18 protein-coding genes and 1 pseudogene are annotated in these 17,403 nt (G+C 46.5%); 10 read left to right on the plus strand and 9 right to left on the minus strand.

What is annotated here, in order from left to right:
* Positions 1-6 precede the first annotated feature (6 nt).
* Positions 7-836, minus strand: a pseudogene (locus KXD37_RS12805) (phytoene/squalene synthase family protein).
* Positions 837-1,120: 284 nt separating this feature from the next.
* On the opposite strand from KXD37_RS12805, the gene KXD37_RS12810 reads away from it, so the two are divergent.
* Entirely contained in the window at positions 1,121-1,600 is a 480-nt protein-coding gene (locus KXD37_RS12810) for a DinB family protein (protein WP_106020575.1), read from the plus strand.
* A 144-nt stretch (positions 1,601-1,744) separates the two neighbouring features.
* Here KXD37_RS12810 and asnB read toward each other — a convergent pair whose 3' ends face one another.
* Complete coding sequence (gene asnB / locus KXD37_RS12815; RefSeq protein WP_106020576.1) at positions 1,745-3,589, minus strand: asparagine synthase (glutamine-hydrolyzing); 1,845 nt, start codon at positions 3,587-3,589, stop codon at positions 1,745-1,747.
* A gap of 174 nt (positions 3,590-3,763) precedes the next feature.
* On the opposite strand from asnB, the gene KXD37_RS12820 reads away from it, so the two are divergent.
* Positions 3,764-4,321, plus strand: a complete 558-nt coding sequence (locus tag KXD37_RS12820; RefSeq protein WP_024120853.1) for a DUF2777 domain-containing protein — start codon at positions 3,764-3,766, stop codon at positions 4,319-4,321.
* A 29-nt stretch (positions 4,322-4,350) separates the two neighbouring features.
* Here the strand turns inward: KXD37_RS12820 and KXD37_RS12825 are convergent, their stop codons facing one another.
* From KXD37_RS12825 to KXD37_RS12835, 3 genes are all read right to left on the minus strand, one after another.
* Positions 4,351-7,035, minus strand: coding sequence for a S8 family peptidase (locus KXD37_RS12825; RefSeq protein ID WP_255003960.1), 2,685 nt, complete (start codon positions 7,033-7,035; stop codon positions 4,351-4,353).
* Between the two features lie 168 nt (positions 7,036-7,203).
* Entirely contained in the window at positions 7,204-7,560 is a 357-nt protein-coding gene (locus KXD37_RS12830; RefSeq protein WP_044156468.1) for a YisL family protein, read from the minus strand.
* 114 nt (positions 7,561-7,674) lie between these two features.
* Positions 7,675-8,580: a fumarylacetoacetate hydrolase family protein gene (locus KXD37_RS12835; RefSeq protein ID WP_151174910.1), complete on the minus strand. Its 906-nt coding sequence runs from the start codon at positions 8,578-8,580 to the stop codon at positions 7,675-7,677.
* Between the two features lie 156 nt (positions 8,581-8,736).
* Between KXD37_RS12835 and KXD37_RS12840 the strand changes: the two genes are divergently transcribed.
* On the plus strand, positions 8,737-9,693 hold the full coding sequence (locus KXD37_RS12840; protein ID WP_255003956.1) for a CotH kinase family protein: 957 nt from the start codon (positions 8,737-8,739) through the stop codon (positions 9,691-9,693).
* A gap of 152 nt (positions 9,694-9,845) precedes the next feature.
* Complete coding sequence (locus KXD37_RS12845; protein ID WP_024120848.1) at positions 9,846-10,010, plus strand: aspartyl-phosphate phosphatase Spo0E family protein; 165 nt, start codon at positions 9,846-9,848, stop codon at positions 10,008-10,010.
* Positions 10,011-10,061: 51 nt separating this feature from the next.
* Here KXD37_RS12845 and KXD37_RS12850 read toward each other — a convergent pair whose 3' ends face one another.
* Positions 10,062-10,295 carry a hypothetical protein gene (locus KXD37_RS12850; protein WP_255003953.1) on the minus strand — a complete coding sequence of 78 codons (234 nt, stop codon included), beginning with the start codon at positions 10,293-10,295 and terminating at the stop codon, positions 10,062-10,064.
* A gap of 206 nt (positions 10,296-10,501) precedes the next feature.
* On the opposite strand from KXD37_RS12850, the gene KXD37_RS12855 reads away from it, so the two are divergent.
* The 6 genes from KXD37_RS12855 to KXD37_RS12880 are packed head-to-tail and all read left to right on the plus strand — an operon-like array spanning position 10,502 to position 12,436.
* Positions 10,502-10,723, plus strand: a complete 222-nt coding sequence (locus KXD37_RS12855) for a spore germination protein (RefSeq protein WP_010333672.1) — start codon at positions 10,502-10,504, stop codon at positions 10,721-10,723.
* A 14-nt stretch (positions 10,724-10,737) separates the two neighbouring features.
* Positions 10,738-10,971: a spore germination protein GerPB gene (locus tag KXD37_RS12860; RefSeq protein ID WP_024120846.1), complete on the plus strand. Its 234-nt coding sequence runs from the start codon at positions 10,738-10,740 to the stop codon at positions 10,969-10,971.
* A gap of 24 nt (positions 10,972-10,995) precedes the next feature.
* Complete coding sequence (locus KXD37_RS12865; protein ID WP_101860848.1) at positions 10,996-11,613, plus strand: spore germination protein GerPC; 618 nt, start codon at positions 10,996-10,998, stop codon at positions 11,611-11,613.
* Positions 11,610-11,792 (plus strand): spore germination protein GerPD, encoded by a 183-nt coding sequence (gene gerPD / locus KXD37_RS12870; protein ID WP_024120844.1) that lies wholly within the window; start codon positions 11,610-11,612, stop codon positions 11,790-11,792. The genes KXD37_RS12865 and gerPD overlap by 4 nt, the downstream gene beginning before the upstream one ends.
* Complete coding sequence (locus tag KXD37_RS12875) at positions 11,785-12,186, plus strand: spore germination protein GerPE (protein WP_095713668.1); 402 nt, start codon at positions 11,785-11,787, stop codon at positions 12,184-12,186. Before gerPD ends, KXD37_RS12875 begins: the two co-directional genes overlap by 8 nt.
* A 31-nt stretch (positions 12,187-12,217) precedes the next feature.
* The gene (locus KXD37_RS12880; RefSeq protein WP_010333667.1) at positions 12,218-12,436 is read left to right on the plus strand and encodes a spore germination protein; all 219 of its coding nucleotides are present in this window, start codon (positions 12,218-12,220) and stop codon (positions 12,434-12,436) included.
* Between the two features lie 33 nt (positions 12,437-12,469).
* Here the strand turns inward: KXD37_RS12880 and KXD37_RS12885 are convergent, their stop codons facing one another.
* The 3 genes from KXD37_RS12885 to sbcD are packed head-to-tail and all read right to left on the minus strand — an operon-like array spanning position 12,470 to position 17,353.
* Positions 12,470-12,772: a hypothetical protein gene (locus tag KXD37_RS12885; RefSeq protein ID WP_103672325.1), complete on the minus strand. Its 303-nt coding sequence runs from the start codon at positions 12,770-12,772 to the stop codon at positions 12,470-12,472.
* A 13-nt stretch (positions 12,773-12,785) separates the two neighbouring features.
* A complete protein-coding gene (gene sbcC, locus KXD37_RS12890; RefSeq protein ID WP_263463604.1) occupies positions 12,786-16,178 on the minus strand; it encodes an exonuclease subunit SbcC in 3,393 nt (1,130 codons plus the stop codon).
* On the minus strand, positions 16,175-17,353 hold the full coding sequence (gene sbcD, locus KXD37_RS12895; RefSeq protein WP_106020584.1) for an exonuclease subunit SbcD: 1,179 nt from the start codon (positions 17,351-17,353) through the stop codon (positions 16,175-16,177). The genes sbcC and sbcD overlap by 4 nt, the downstream gene beginning before the upstream one ends.
* Positions 17,354-17,403 lie beyond the last annotated feature (50 nt).

A 17,403-nucleotide genomic window follows, 5' to 3' on the forward strand; every position in this document is an offset into this window, starting at 1 on the left:
GTTTTTTTACAGCTCGGACAGAATCAATTTTGCTTCGCTGTCTGTTAAGGCATGCTTGTGTCCAAATACGTTGTACTGCTCTGCTCGGATTTTTTCCAGAATGGCTCGGTACAGCTGAGCTGCAGCTTTTACCGCTTTTTGAGAATACTGAGGGAAAAGCGGCAGGGCATCCAGGCACTCTTCAAGGTAGGCCTCCGCTTCAAAAGCGATGTACTCCCACGTCATCGTGAACGCTTTATTGACGGTGCCTTTTTGGAGATCGTCTTCCGTATAGCCGAATTGCTGCATCACCTGGCGGGGAATGCGGTTTTTTTGATGCTGGTCCGTTCCGAGATTGTTTAAAATTCGAATCAGCTGTATGGCCAAGCCGAGAGAGACCGCTGCTTGTTTGAGCTGATCTTGATTTCGGCGCGTCAGCATCGGCAGCAGCATCAATCCCGCGTTTCCGCCCGTCTGATATGCGTCCATGAGCAGTTCATCAAGGGTTTCATGCGTCTTCGATTCATCTTTCTTTGCGGCAAGGAACTCCCGAAAAGGCTCGCTGTCTAATGTAAATGTCTGATACGCATAGTCGAACGCTTTCCACAAATCGTGTTTCCCGTTACTTGCCCTTTGAAAAACATGTTCAGCTTCAGCTTCAAATACAGGTATCGCCTTCTCATCTGCACTGGCTGCCGTATGGCAAAACGCCAAAACCGCCCAAGCAGCTTGTCTTTGCTTCAGCGGGAGAAATGAGAATGCCCGGAAACAGGCTGGCGCGTATTCGCTGACAATCTGTCCGCATTGCTGATAAGCTTCTTTTATCTCTTTCATTTCTTTTCACTCCTATGTATCACTGCTTCTTCAAGTCTATTATGTTTTCTCCTAATTGTATATGAAGAAAAAGCCGATTCTTACTTTGTAAAAGTAACAAGAATGAAAAATGCGCAACATGCTGCTTCAATCATATAAACCTCGAATACCTAGTCTGAACAGGACCATCAACGAGATATGCTTTTTTATTTTAATGCCATACAACAGATAGAGATTAAACACTTCTCAATCACTGCTTCAATAAAAGAGGAATCACGGAAAAAAGGGCTAATTGTTATTTAATACATTATAGTATGGAGTGAGTTCAGTGATAAAATTTTTTGAATATAACTGGCAGGTTAGAGATCAATGGTTTACTTGGTGTCATCAACTAAGCACTGAAGAGTTACTTAAAAACCATCTTGGCGGGGTAGAGAATATTTTATATACCCTTTTTCATATTATTGACGTGGAATATAGTTGGGTTCGTGCTATCCAAGGAAAAGAAGATATCGTTGTTCAGTTCGCTGATTATCAAACACTCGATAAAGTGAAATCCCTCTCAAATACATTCCGAACTGAAATTATTGATGTTTTAGAAACACATTCAGAGCAAATAAAAGATGAACTTGTAAGCGTTCCTTGGGAGAAAGATGTTCTATATACGCGAGATGAAATATTACACCATATAATCGCTCACGAAATCCACCATATTGGTCAACTTTCTGTATGGGCTAGGGAATTAAAGTTAAGCCCAGTATCAGCTAGTTTTATCGGCAGAACATTAAAACCTATTCATTCATATTGAAGGAACGTGGGGACTTTGGCGCAACAACACTTCGATATTGCTGTTGTAAAAAAAAGGATAGATAGAGCATATATTTCTCTGCCCATCTATCCTTTCTTATTTTAATCTATACATCTCCGGCTTTTAAAAACATTTGCATAGAACCTACCTCTCGTCAATATCAATCCGATACGCCTCAAACCATGTATGAATTTGGGCAAGATGGGCGATCAGCTGCGGTCCTTTCATCAGCTGTCCGTACCATGGGACCTGAAAGGAGGAGCCTTCCGTGTCTAAAAGCTGATCCAATTGGTTTCTGTCCAGCAAGGTATGGAGCACGGAGTCCTTTTGGCTCCTGATCGCTTTCAGCCACTCGCTGACGCCTTTTGTATATTCAGGATGGTGCGTTTTCGGATACGGACTTTTTTTACGATATAAGATTTCATCAGGCAAAATGCCTTCAAGCGCTTTTCGCAAAATGCCTTTTTCCCGGTTGTCATGCATTTTCATTTCCCATGGGATATTCCAGACATATTCAACGAGCCGATGATCTGCAAACGGCACCCGCACCTCAAGGCTCGCCCCCATGCTCATGCGGTCCTTCCGGTCCAAAAGATTGGTCATAAACCAAAGCATATTTAAATAGAACAGCTGTCTTCTTGCTTTATCCTCACCTGTTTCACCGTCTAATAACGGCGTTTCGGCCAAGGTTTCTTCGTATTTCGCATGTACGTATTCCTTCAAATTCAATTTTTTCTGCCACGTATCGGAGAGCAGCTTCACCCGCTCTTCAGTTGATCTCATCCACGGAAAACCGGACTCAACGTCTGCTGTATGGAACCACGGATATCCGCCGAAAATCTCATCCGCGCATTCTCCTGACAGGCTGACGACAAAGTCCTTTTTGATTTCACGGCAAAACCACAATAGGGATGAGTCGACATCAGCCATTCCCGGCAGGTCTTTGACCAGAACGGCTTCCTCCAAATGATCGACGAGATCTTTTTGGCTGATGACGCATTTATGGTGCGTCGTGCCGAAAGCCTCTGTCATTTTTTCAATCCACGGCCCGTCGTCATTCGGCTGAAAGGCGCTCGCTTGAAAAAATTTGTCGTTTTCTTCGTAATCAATCGAATAAGTATGAAGCGGGGCTTTTCCTTCCTTTTCAAAATGGCCTGCGGCAATGGCGGTAATCGCACTCGAATCAAGTCCGCCGGATAGGAACGTACAAACCGGAACATCCGACACTAGCTGCCGCGTCACCGCATCCTGAAACAACGATCTCACATTGGCCACACTGTCTTCAAAGCTGTCCGTATGTTTCTCGCTTTTGACATTCCAATAACGCCATATGTTCAGTCCGTCTTTAGAAAACGTCAGCGCATGGGCTGGACGGACTTCATTAATGCCTTTAAACACGCCTGTCCCCGGGGTTCTGGACGGTCCGAGCCCGAAAATTTCCGAGAGACCCGTTCTGTCCACCCGCGCCTTCACCTCGGGGTGTGCGAGGATGGCTTTGAGTTCTGATCCGAAGAGAAAAGAAGAGCCTTGCTCCGTATAAAAAAACGGCTTCACGCCAAGACGGTCTCTCGCCGCAAACAGCAGATCACGCTTTTCATCCCACACGGCAAAGGCGAAAATGCCGTTCAAGCGATCCACACAATTCTCCTGCCATTCAATGTAGCTGTGCAGCAACACCTCGGTATCAGATGTCCGCTCGAACTGATGGCCCCGCGCCCGCAGCTCTTTGCGCAGATCTTCCGTGTTATACAGCTCACCATTGTAAATAATTGTGTACGTATCCCCTTTATAGGTGCATGCCATCGGCTGGCGTCCGCCTTCAATATCAACAACCGCAAGCCTTTTATGTCCGAATAAAACATGGTGCTCTCCCCAAACGTTAGAATCATCAGGCCCCCGTTTGGAAAGAGTGTCTGTCATTCTGTTCATCGTTTGTTTTTCTTGGACGAGCTGCTTTTTAAAGTCGACCCAACCCGTAATTCCACACATGTGATATCAGCTCCAATCCCGTTTCTTTCGGTATCAAATTCGTTTCTTTCAGCACCTTAGTAAGTTTATGCATCTATAGACAGATAGTTGATTTGTCCACAAAAGAGTTGTATGGGACAGGCTTGTATTGGAAAGAAAAGAGAGGAACGAAGAAAAAAGGAGAGCACTTCATTTATGAAACGAAAACAATTTCTATATAAAGATGAACAGAAATGGGAATACGGCACCATTCTGGTCGAAGAAGGCATATGCTTAATCGAAAACCAGGAAGGTGAAGTGCTGCTGGCGGAAAGTCTTCAAAACAGACCGATCTGGATTCAGCGCGAAGGGAAGTGGGAGCAGGCCGATTTCCAGGACAAAATGGTTCTGACATGTTGCGGAGAAGACATCTCCCTTTCCGGCGGAGAATGCATACGCTATGAAAAATCGGTAAAACGTCCGCTTATGACGCTTCTGGATTCACTGGATGATGAAACCTTTCTCGCTTTTTTGCAGCATTTGCACAGCTTTGGTTTATCGGTATTCGATTGCGTGTTTTCTTATAATAAAGAGGTCTTTTCGAATATCTCAGAGGAACAGGGTGTTTCCTTTTATCACTTTTCAAATGATACCGCCCAATGCGCGCTGCAGCACCATTACAGCAGAGGAGCGGCTGGCGACCGGTTCGAATGGACGGCTTCCGATGGAAAACGTTCCATTATGTATTCAGCGGTCCAGCGGGGACGCAAATAAAAAAGCGGTGCTTCAGCACCGCTTTTTCTTTATTTTTCTACAACAACCTTTATAGCCTTGCTTTCTTTTTTATCCGTATCAGCTGCCGTGACGTACAGCACCGTACCGGCTTTTTGTTTTTTGATTTTTACCGTAAAGGCACCTTTTGCGTCAGCTTTACCAGAAGCGATCACTTTTTTCGATTTGTTTTTCACTTTGATCACCGCTTTGCTGTTGGCCGTGCCTCTTACTGCTGTGTCTTTCGTTTTGACAGCCTTTACTTTCGGTGTGCCGGATGGTTTTCCTTTCACGACAACCACTTGTATGGATGTTTTTGCATCGCCTTTTGAGGCTTTCACATGCAGGACTTTATCTTGTTTCTGAGTCGGGATGCTGACTTTAAATGTACCGTCTTTTCCCGCTTTGGCACTGCCGAGTTTTTTCTTGCCGCTCATCACCTCGATCAGCGTGCCTTCTTTCGCTTTTCCTCTGACGGCTGTTTGCGTGCTTTCCAGCTTATTGACCTTCACCTGTAAATCAACAGCGCTGACAGCCTGCATCACATTCAGCCGGCCGTATCCGGAATGCCAGTCAACTCCTGGAATGCGGGGAATTTCGATTGGATCGCCATTATCGTCATACATTTCCTCTTCTTCACCGTCGGCGCTTTCAAAGGAAATATCGTCCGCTGTCTTTTTCAGGAGTTCCTCTACTTCTGTTCTTTTAAGTTTCGGATTTTGCGCAAACAGCAGCCCTGCCGCAGCTGCCGCATAAGGCGTCGCCATGGACGTTCCGCTCATGTACGTCACATTTCCGTTCGGCACCAAGCTCGGGATATCAGAACCCGGCGCACTGATGTCGAGACCTTTCCCGTAGTTAGAAAAGTCTGCTGTCATATCCATGCGGTTCGTCGCTCCGACTGACATGACATATTTAGAGGAAGCTGGGTAAGATAAGGAATTGGCTCCGTCATTTCCGCTGGCTGCCGCAATCAGGACGTTTTTGTCAGCCGCGTATTTCAAAGCAAATTCAAGCACGCGGCTGTAGCCTCCGCCTAAGCTTAAGTTAATGACCTTTGCTCCTTTGTCAGCTGCGTATTTGATGCCGAGGGCAATTTGTTCAGTATCTCCGGAGCCTGTTGAATCAAGCACCTTAACCGGTATAATTTTCGCTTTGGCGTTCAGGCCAGTCATGGAATAGCCGTTATCACTTTGGGCGGCGATAATGCCGGCGACATGCGTTCCATGCCCTTGATCATCCATTGCATTGTTATTCCGTCCCACAAAATTGTGTCCCAGATCGGTTCTTACTTTCCCTTTTAAATCAGCAAGCGTACTGTCTACACCTGTGTCCACAACCGCAATCAATGTATCGTTCAGCTTGCGCTTGGACAGCAATGTGCTGGCAGGCTCATATTTGACATCTGCATTTTTGATGCCGCCGTTTTCACCATTGTTTCTAAGCGGCCACTGGTAAGAGTACTGAACGTCGTTAGACATGCTTTTGTATTCCTGAACCGGTTCAGCAAATTCTACGTTAGACATTTTGGATAATGTCGCGGCAGCGCTTTTCACACGTTTTGCGCTTGCCGTGTATGTCCCGCTTTGCTTTTGATCCTTCGGTAGTTCAAAAGAGTAGAGGTTGTCAAACAGTTTCTTTGCCTTTTTCACATTGGAAATGTCTTGTTTCGATTGCGCGCTGGCAGAAAAGCCCTTCATTTCGTTATGTACTGATGAGAGGCTTTTATTGTCTTTTACCTTAAAAATCACCTTTGTTGTCTGAACTTCGCTTTTTGCCGCCAGGCTGTTTTCAGATAAAACCGCTCCTGCCGTCTTGCCCTCAAGCTTTGTGATGTTTAATCGCTCCGCCTGTTTCTTTATATCCCTTTTCAGGAAAGACGGAACGGATTGTAAAGCTGTTTCATATAACCGATTGATTGCTTTTTGATCCTTTTCGGTTACCTTATATGCAGACGCTGCGCCATTTTCTGACACATCGTCAAACATCGGTTTTAACGTCACAAGATCTTGATAGACTTCATTTCTCTCTGTTTTATTGAGTGCGAGTTTTGCAGCAATAAATGGAGCCGCTTTGTAGTAAAGGCTTGTCAGTTCTTTGCCCTCTGCTGTTTGGCTGAGCTGCTCATCACGAATCGCTCTCAGTTTTGCCAGAATGCCTTTTCCCGATTTTTTCTGATCGACACTCATTTCCACCGGGCAGGCTTCTGCCTCTTCCAGATCTGAGGGCTGCTTTTTGGTGCCTGTATATCCAATCGTATATTTGGCTTCGGCAGCTGCTTCTGCGCTTCCTCCGTCTTCCGTTTCCTCTTCCCCAAGGTTCTCAACCTTTACATAGTAAGGGCCGCTCCATGCATAAGGAAAAACAATTTCACTCTTTCCATCCTCTGCTGTGTAGGAACGGTACATGTCAAACGTCTCATCTTTAAGCGCTTTTTCCTTGCTTGGGTAGACAGATACATTCAGAACAGCATCACTCTTAACAGTCAGTGCCATATGAGAGTCTTTCTGAATATCTGCCTTTCCCGGATTCACTTGATACCATTTCGCCTGCTCCGGTTCCTTCATGGTTCCCGTTTGTTCTTTTCCTTTTTCCAGCACACCAGCTACATCAATGGTTCCGGCAGCAGCTGCTTTGGTGCCTGGAGAAAAAAGGCTGAAGATCAGTGCGAAAATGAGCACTGCCGCCAAAAAAGAGCTGAATTTTCTTCGTTTCATGTTATCCCTCCTGTAAAATAATGAATCTTTTTGAAGAGTATCATAATTTCATAGGCCGAGATACCGCTTACAGGGAATTTTAAGGTTATTTTAAATGATTTGGAATATCAGGGAGGAACCATATAAAAAAACCCGATTCTCTTTAGAACCGGGTTCAAGCTTTTTCTATTAAAATAATCGGAATCCAATCGGCAGATGAAGACCGAGCAGCACTGTCAGCACAAGGACAATGATAAAGCCGATCCACAGTCCGCCAGTTGATTTTTCTTTTTTCTTGCGGATCAATAGCATTTCCATCAGGCCGATGGTGATAATGCCAAGCAGCATTTTTCCAGCGTATTCCCCGTTCCAGTTGGCGAAACGGACAAACAGCTCAGCACCTGTCAAAATAATAATGATATAGAATAACCGCAGAATCATATGAGTGATTTTGGCGCCCTTCGCACTTCCTGATGAATACAGCGAGTAGCTGACGAAAAGCAGGATCAGCGCTACCACCCATGATGTAATATGCATGTGTGTCATACATGTTCCCCCTATCAGATAACATTACCCCACTTATAGTACCACGAACTTGTCCCTTGCTACAAAGATGATTCACAGAAAAAGCGGGCGGTTCCTGTGCCGCCCTCCTTATGATCAGCCGATTTGATTTGACAGCGTTCCGATGGGTTCAATCGTGATGTCGATTTGATCGCCTCGCCGCAGAAATTTCGGCGGTGTAAAGCCTTTTCCTACACCAGACGGCGTGCCGGTCGCAATGATGTCCCCCGCTTCAAGCGTCATCCCCATTGAAAGAGTTTCGATTAATTCCGCGACAGAGAAAATCATATCGCTTGCCGAGCCGGATTGGCGCAGCTCACCGTTGATCCTCGTTTCAACCTTAAGGCGCTCCGGATCGGGAATTAACGATTTATGTACAAGCACAGGTCCCATCGGACATGTCGTATCCAGACTTTTTCCGATAAAAAACTGCTTATGTCTTTTTTGCAGATCCCGCGCCGTGATATCATTCACAATCGTATATCCGAAAATATGGTCATAAGCTTCTTCTTTTGAAATGCGGGTGCCGCTTTTTCCGATGACGACAGCAAGCTCTCCTTCGTAATCGAGCTGAGAGGTGACCTCCTCATGGCTGTTTACCGCATCACCGTGGCCAGTGACTGTTACAGGCGATTTTGTAAATACCATCGGATGCTCCGGAATGTCAGCCTCGCTGCCCATTTCAATTGCGTGATCCCTATAGTTTTTGCCGATGCACATGATATTTTTTGACGGCTTAGGAATAGGCGCATGGAGCTTCACGTCAGATAATGAGTAAATAAATGATCCAAGCTCATCATTTGGTTTCTTCGCCCACTCGGCCAGCTGCCTTGCATGCGCAACAAATTTATCCCCTTCTGCGATACACTCAATCAGCGAACTCGGAATCGTCTCAAGTTCAAACAGTTTTTTTTCAGCCCTTTGCAAGTCCATAATTTTATCATCTTCAATGATCAGGCCGACAAACATTCGGTTGTAAAGTTCCCCTGTCGCAAATTTCATGTTATTCCTCCATCATCTTTTAAATCAGAGTTCTACTTCAGTTATTCTCTGTCGAATGCTGAAATTCCTTTTTATCAAATGCGTGTTTTCATTCCCGTTTCGGGACTGGCTCGCTGTACATATCATACAAATGGCTTCTGAGGAGGAGGAAAGAATATGGAAAGCATACATTTATTTTTTCGTCGGCAGCAGCTTAACAGAACGGGGACTGCCAAAGGACTGATGATGACAGACAGAATCGTTTCTCCCATTCTTCTCACACAGCGTGACAGCCTGCAAAAGGCGTCCTATGAAATAAACTGTGATCAGTCTCCGCTCGGTGAAAAAAAGTTTTATCTGAATGCGGAACAAGATGATCCTTCACTGATGCGGCGCAGGCTTGCTTATTGTTTTTTTCATCAAATCGGCGTCGCTTCCCAGGATGCTTCTTACATCTTTCTGATCATCAATGGCCAAAGGGAAGGCATTTATTTAAAAATTGATGGGCTCGATGAGAATCGCCGGCTTCCGAAAGGAGCCATTTATGAAGTGAAGGATACCGATCCGAGGGTTCCGCTGTCTGTTTTCAAACACGAAGCTTCCATTGAAAACAGACAGCGCACCGCATACTTACGTGAATTTCTCACGCTGATCTGTAAAGCGGAGGATGACGAATTTGCCGAACGAATTAAAATGTATCTTGATGTAAAGCTGTTTTTCCTGTGGCTGATCGGCAGCGCCTGCACCCGCCAAGCCTTTTATTACAGCTTTTGTTTGAACGAGGCCGGCCGCTTTCACATCGCTCCAATGGAAACAAAAGCGCTTGCCGCATACGGATTTACAGAAGAAGACCCTCTATTGACAAACGGCCGTACACTTGCGTCAAGACTTCTCTCCATCCCAGCTTTCCGGGCACAATATCACGCGCTAATGAAAAACGTGCTGAGCCGGGAGTTTACGATTGACCGTCTGTCTCCGTTTATCAGGGACTGGCATTTTGACATTTGTCAAAGAGCAAGCGATGATCCGCATATGAAAAAAAGCCCCTTACAATTAGAGAAGGAGCAAGCAAATATCCTGCGCGAAATCGAAGAGCGGCAGGACTTTTTACAAGTACACCTGGCGAGACTATAGTCCTTTCTCCACCAGAGCAAGTCAAAAAGACCGCAGCAAAAATTGTCGCTTTTTTAGTCAAATTGACGAAAGGCAACCTTTTCAGCCAAAATAGGTTATACTATCTATATCCAGTATGCATCAAAATAAAATCTAGAATTGGAGATTGTTTCATGAATACAAAAATTGAAGAAATGAGAGTTATGCTAATTGAAACAGCACAAAAATACGGTATGAATTCGAAAGAAACGATTCAATGCAGCCAAGAGCTGGACAGTCTGCTCAATATTCGAATTAAAGAAGAAATCACCTCTTGGGGGCAAAACGCCCGTGTGTGATCATATGATATGTATTTAAAGGCTTCCCGCCTCACCCGCCGCTATTGCTCATCAACATCCTGAGACATGCTTCAGGTCGAGAATTTGCCGCCCGAAAACAACATGTTGAACAATACAGCAGACCCTTTCTGGATCAGCATGAAACATCACGGCAGATAACACTCCAGCAGCACGAATTACTCCGAAAGACATTTCCTGTACCTCTTTTGCACATACACCAACGCAAAACAATATACAATCACGCAGGCGGACAGCGGCAGCATCGCCGCATTTCCGCTTGGCCATAGACAATACCCAGCTTCTGAAATGTTTAAACCTTCATCTGGAAAAAATAAACGGATTTTTTTTAAATCTCTCCGGCATGTCCCCATTTAATTTTCTCTCACACAAATGTGCGTTTGTCATAAGCTATCGTGAATAGCCCAGCACAAACAAATCTTGTCCTTACTTCACCTGCCTTTTTTCAATTTTCCAACAAAGGATGTGCTCGTATGCCGGCAATTGTCGGAGCGTTTAAAATTAATGCGGTCGGTACGAGCGGAGTCGTTCATATCGGAGACTGCATTACCATTTCTCCTCAAGCCGAGGTCAGAACGTTTGCCGGGGCAGGCAGCTTTAATACCGGTGACAGTCTGAAGGTGATGAATTATAAAAACGCAACGAATGTGTACGACAATGATGTGGTTGATCAGCCGATCGCAGGCAATGCGTAAAGGAGCGGTGCTTCATGAATTTTTATATCAATCAAACCATCCAAATTAACTATCTCCGGCTGGAATCAATCAGCAACTCCTCCATACTGCAAATCGGGAGCGCCGGATCTATTAAGTCTCTTTCAAACTTGTATAATACGGGCAGCTATGTGGAACCCGCACCTGAGGTTTCCGCTTCAGGGGAACAGGTTGAATCGGAAGGGCCCGATACAGGATCATTGGTGCCGCTCCAGCCCCCTGGCCGTTAATAATAAGATGAGAGGTGAAAGAACATGTATGATCAATCCATTTCCTCTTACTTGCAAAATTTGAATTCCTTCGTTCAGCAGCAGGCGCTGCATATTCAGCAGCTCGAACGCCAGCTGAAAGAGATGCAAACTGAAATGAATACGATGAAACAGCGGCCGGCCACAACCATTGAGCGTGTGGAATATAAATTTGATCAGCTGAAAATCGAACGGCTCGACGGCACGCTGAATATCGGTTTAAATCCGACAGACCCGAACAGCGTTCAAAACTTTGAAGTGAGCCAGACTACACCGGAAATCGGAATGATGCAGCAGGAAGAGAGCGCCCAGCTCATGCAGCAAATCCGGCAGAACGTCGACATGTACTTAACCGAGGAAATCCCGGCTGTTTTGGAGCAGCTAGAAAACCAATATGACAGCAGGCTTGACGACACAAATCGGCATCATGTAATTGAGGACATCAGAAAACAAATAGACAGCCGGATTCACTATTATATGTCCCATATCAAAAAAGAAGAAAACACGCCGCCCAAACAATATGCGGAACATATCGCTGAGCATGTGAAGCGTGACGTGATCCGTGCTGTGGAACATTTTCTCGAACATATCCCCTCCGAGATGAAAGGAGATGAGCAAGCATGATCTTTACCGTCGTCAACCGCAGCCTGGAAGTCGGGGATATCCGAATGAACGGTGTATCCAGTTCCTCTGTTTTCCAAATTGGAGACGCAGAATCCATCTATTTATCGTCTATTTTCGATACGCCGCCTGAATCTCTTATTATCGGTCCGTTTGCTCCGCTGCCGTCGAATCATGCTTAAGCGTATATCACGCATCAGACAGATTAAATTTAACTCGCTCGGTATATCAAGCGTATTTCAAGCAGGCGATACAAACGAAATTGATATGAAAATAAAAGTGCTCGCTGTTCAGCGCTCGCTTTCAACGTTTTATGAAAATGAGGGCTCATTTAACAGAAAGGAGTACCCTATTTTTGATCAGCACGCTGTGAAGCTTCTTCCGGAAACGGGCGTGCAAACCGCTTTTTGCCATGAGGTGCCTGTCATTCATGTCCGCAATATCAAAATTCAAGGGGTCTCATCCTCTTCCGTTTTTCATGCAGGCTCAGCTTCGGTCGTACGCGGCGACGCGCGGATTAAACATATCCGTCAGATTCTCCCTCCAAACTCACAATCGTCCGGCACGGGCATATAATAAACAGAGACTTCTATAAAGGGTGTCGTCTATGCCAGCAATTGTCGGGCCTATAGCTATCAATTCCATATCGGGCGGAGTCGTGAACTTTGGTGATTCCTTTTACCTTTCTCCGAAAAGCTCTTCAAAATCTGCGCTCGGTTCGGGAGCAGGAAACACGGGAGATTTCCTTCTTTTAAACAATGCAGTCAACGCGACAAATTATATAGACCCCGATGTCAGCGATCAGGATATGGTTGGAAACGGATAAAAAGCAGCCGCTCTGCAAAGAGAGGGCTGCTTTTTATTTTTTCTTTTTCCGTTCATTGGACTTCTTTATTTTAATCAGCTTTTCAGGCGGCTGTTTTCTGATCCATTTAACAAACCGGGCAAGCTGCGGATCGTTTCTGAGCGCTTCTATTCCGGACAGTCGAACTGCCAGCTCCTGATTTGTATACAAGGCGTGGACCTGTTTATGGCAAGGGATGCAAAGCATCGCAGTCGGCAGGAACGTTCCGCCTTCTTCCTTCGGTGTGAGGTGGTGCTCTGTCAGCTGGACATCGCTCCGGCCGCATAGCTCACATATCCCGACAGTCTGTTTTGCCACATCCGCGTCCCCCTTACATCATCTCAAGTGTTACCCTTGTGCCGCGTCCGCTAGGTTCAGCCGGATGTACGATCAGCTTTTTCGGAAGCCGCGCCCGCAGTTCCTGCACATGGCTGATCACGCCGACAGACAGATTGTCTGACTGCAGTTTTTCCAAGGCAGTGACAACCGTATCAAGCAGATCTTGGTCAAGCGTTCCAAACCCTTCATCCAAGAAAAAGAACTGAAGCGGGTATTCACCGCGAAGCTGAATCTGCGCAGAAAGTGCGAGAGCAAGAGAAAGCGAGGTAAGGAAGGTCTCCCCTCCTGACAAGCTTGATACCGGGCGCTTAACACCTCCATTGGCATCATCCCGCATCACAAATCCGCCTTCTGAATCCACTTCAATGGCATAACGCTGTCTTGTCAGCACGCCGAGCCGTGCTGACGCATCCCGTGCAACACTTTCAAGCTGTTCCTCAGCTAAAAATTCAACGAACGTATTGCCTTTAAACACTGCTTGAAGCTTGTCCAGCCTGTCGATATGGGTCTGCCATTTTTTCAGCTCAGCTTCAATTTCATTGAAACGTTTGTGATGGTCGCGGATCACAGCCAGTGCTTTGGCCGCCGCTCCTTTTTCTTCCATAGCAGTCCCAAATGCCTCCTCGGCTTCTTTTAAGGACGTGACGGTTTCGTTCCATTCACTTTCGGATAAGGATCTGCCGGCGAGCTTATCAGACACACGTTTTAAGTTTGCGGCATTTTGCTTACATTTATCCAGAAACTGGTCAATGCTGCCTTTGATCTTTTCAAGCTCATCGGCTGGGATGAGACTGCGCTCCACCTCGTCAGCCCGGACAAAGCTGGTGCTTTTCGCATGTTCAAGCCAATCCGCTTCCGCTTTTTTCAACCTTTCTTCCGCTTCCTTAAGCGTATGCTCGCTTGCTGAAGCGCGGCTTTTTGCCTGATTGAGCATCATTTGGGCGCTTTGCAGCTCTTCATATAGAGATTGTTCTTTTTCCTTTAAACATTTCAGATCCTGCTGAACTGAGCGGAGCTTCGTTTGGATGGAATCCTCTTTTACATAGTCTCCGAGTTCCTGCTTATAATCAGCTACGACGCCCTTCGTACGTTCTGCGGCATAGTGAAGCTCCAGTTTTTCCCTTTCAAGCTGATGGCTCGATTCCCGCAGCCGCTCCTTTTGTGACTCATGCTCAGAAAGAAAAGCGATACTGCGTTCAATTCGTTTCTCGCACTCTTCCGCGGCCCGATCCTTTTCTTCAATGGCTTGCTGCCATTTTTCCGCTTCATCCAGGGATTGGCCTTCAAATGCTTCATGAAACATCTTCTGCTGGCTGTCCATCGAGGACTGAAGCTCTGCGATCATGCTGCCAATACGGTCAGCCTCTCTTTTTTCAAAACTCATTCTTTCATTAAGCTGCTCGACTTTTTTTAATGATTCCTGATATGCGCCAATCATTTGGGTCATTCGTGTTTTGACTGACAGGATGTCCTGTTTGATTTGCTTCCATTCAATTTTTGCGGCATGAAAAGCTTCCTGCACCGGCTGATTCTCGCAGGAAGCAGCTGCCTCAAGAGTCGGCGCTTGAATCGATTTCAAAAACGGACACTGCTCGAGAAAGCGGGCGGACTGCTCTTCAAGTGTGATTTTGGCAGAAAGAATCTCCTGACTGAGCGCCGCCGTTTCTGACAGCAAATCTTCTGTCTGTTTGATTTCTGCTTCAACATTGTGATCCGGCTCATATGTCCCATGTGCTGAGGCAGACGGGTCATGATCGGTTGAACCGCAGACCGGGCAAGGTTTTCCGGCAATCAGTTTTTCCGATAACTCTTTAGTTAGTGCCGCCATTCTTGCTTTCTCACGCTGAGTGTGAAGTGTGTTTTGTCGCTGTTTTGCCTGATCAGCAGTTCGCATGAGTGATCGTTCCGTCTCGCAGACCATATGATACACAGCTTGAACAGCCTCATATGCCTGTATGATTTTATTTTCTTCCGCTTCAGCCTTTTGAACGAGTGTGTTCTTTTCCTCATTCATCTTCTGTAATACAAGGTTCAATGCGTCAATGCGTTTTTTCTCTTTTGCCAGCTGCTCCTCAGTCTGTCTGATCCGCAAAACCATTTCAGCGGCCTGCTGGCAGCTTTTCCGCTCATCAGTGGTTACCTGCAAGGTTTTGAGCTGCTGTTTTAATTCCGTCTGTCTGTTTTGTCCCCTTGTAAGACGGTCTGTTACGGTTTCTAATTCCTTCATGACAGATTGAAGATTTTCGGCCTTCTGCTGAAGTTCAGCCTGTTTGCGCTCTGCCTCCTGCTGGGCCTCTCTCAATTTGATTTCGATCTCCTGCAAGCGGAAGAGCTGTTCCTGCTCAGCTAAAAGCTCTGGCTCTTTCTCGCTTTTATGGCGGCGCCACGCTTCATATTCTCCATTCTTTTGCTGAAAGAAAGCGGTGCGTTCTGTTAAATCCTTTTGGGCAAGCACTTCTTCCCTCGCGGCCTTCTCCTCATGCTGTACCGCTTCCAAGTACCGGTCCGCATACGGCTTTAAAGCGGCTGCTGTTTCCGCTTCCGCCAGGCGTTTTTGCATGCTGCCGACATGCGGTTCTTCCTCTTCAAGCCGCTTTTTCTCTGCTTCATAAACGATTTTTTCCTTTTGGACATTCCAGATCTCTTGATGCTCCGCAAACCGTTCTTTTATTTGATCACGATTTTTTCTCACTGATTCCAGTTTGGCTTCCGCTTGTTCAACCGCTTGTTCAGCTTGTTCAACCGCTTCTGAACTCGCCTCGCCGAGACCCGATTGCTCTGCAAGCATTTCGTTTTTTCTCGCATTGGCTTCCTGCGCCTGCCGTCTCAGCTTTTTCACAAGGCGGTCTCCATACTGTTCCAAATTGAATAAACGCTGAAGCATATGCCTGCGTTCCGCCCCTTTTAAGGAAAGAAATTCAGCAAACTTCCCTTGCGGCAGCACAACCGCTCTCGTAAAGTCGTCGATGGTCAGCCCCAAGAGCTCCTCGACTCTTTTGTTCACTTCATTGGCCTTATCAGCAAGCACAGTTTGCTCATCCTTGATCTCGATGAAACGGCAAAGTGCTGTTTTCACCTTCATTTCATCCGTTCTCTTAAACACACGCTCGACTTTGTAAGAGGTTTGATGATTGGTCTGAAGCGCAAAGGTAAAGGAAACAGTCAGCGAATCTTCCGCATGGTTTAAGATCCCGTGCGTATTGTTCGCCGCCCGCTCTACCTTTCCGTATAAAGCAAGGGTCATCGCATCAAGGATCGAGGATTTACCGCTTCCTGTCGGCCCGAAAATACCGAAGACACCCGCACCGGAAAGGCTGTCAAAATCTATCGTCTGCTCCTCCCTAAAGCTGTGGAGCCCTTTTATCGTTAAGGCGATCGGCTTCATCTTGCTTCCTCCTCATCTTCTGCGCCTGATGCAAGCTCTAAAAACAGCTTCACCATTTCATCATCCGGCACTGCGCCGCCTGTCTGTTTTTCATAAAATTTCTTAAAACGGTCTTCGATGGACACATGCTTAACCTCGATCCGTTCGCGCTCACTATTTTGTTCTTCAAAGACCGGCCTGATATGGATAAAGCCCGGATGTGCTTTTCGCAGTCTGTGAATGTCTTCAAGTGACAGCTGGTCCGTCACACGGATTTCAAGATCAATCCAGGCATTCTGATCCCTGCCTTCATCGAGCCAGCTGTATACCTCGCTTAAACCATTTTGCGCTTTCCATTTCACGAGAGACTTGCCGCTTGATAATAAAACCTCATGCCATGAGGCCTCTTCGCCAGGCTTTGCGTCTACAATGGTCACCGATTTGGCGTAGCCTGCCTCAGAAAAGCTGTAGGCCAGCGGAGATCCAGAATACCGCGCAAGCGTTCGCGCCCGTTTAATCGTTTGCGGCCGATGCAAATGGCCAAGCGCCACGTAAGCGGCATCCGCCGGCAGGCTTTCAGCGGCCACCGTATAAGCGCCGCCGACTTCAATCGGCCGCTCCGAGTCCGTTTGGTTGCCGCCCGCAACATAAATATGGCTGGCGGCAATCTTTACGGCGTCTTTTCGGAAGCGGCTTGTAATCTGTTCAAATGCCTGACTGATTTTCACATCATAGTGATCACGGAGAAGCTTCTCATCAAATGTATCGGAAAGAACCTCATTTAACCGTGCCTCAGACGGGTATGCCAGCGCTCCGACAGCCAAAAGCTCACCTGCTGAAGGCACTTCTATATGAAGCGGTTCAGTTGTCGGATAGCCGATTAAATAAATGCCGTTCTCATGTGTCAGCGGTGAAGCAGCGGACAATCTGTCAGGATTATCATGGTTTCCGGCAATGACAACGATCGGGCGCTTTCCTCTGTCACTGAGAGCGGACAGGCTTTCATAAAATAACTGCTCGGCTAAAGCCGGCGGGTTCACGGTATCAAACGCGTCTCCCGCCATCACAATAGCATCGATCTGCTCTTCCTTTACGATTGTATTCAGTTCGTCCAATACATCCGCCTGTTCACTCAGCCTGCTTCTTCCTTCAAGGGTTTTTCCTAGATGCCAGTCAGCCGTATGTAAAATCCGCAAATGCGTTCACCTCTCTTTTGTATAGAAAACGAGATCCGCTCCGTCTGAAT

Origin of the sequence: Bacillus sp. XT-2 (assembly GCF_025696525.1) — a bacterium.
In the GTDB taxonomy this organism is placed as follows: Bacteria; Bacillota; Bacilli; order Bacillales; family Bacillaceae; genus Bacillus; species Bacillus halotolerans.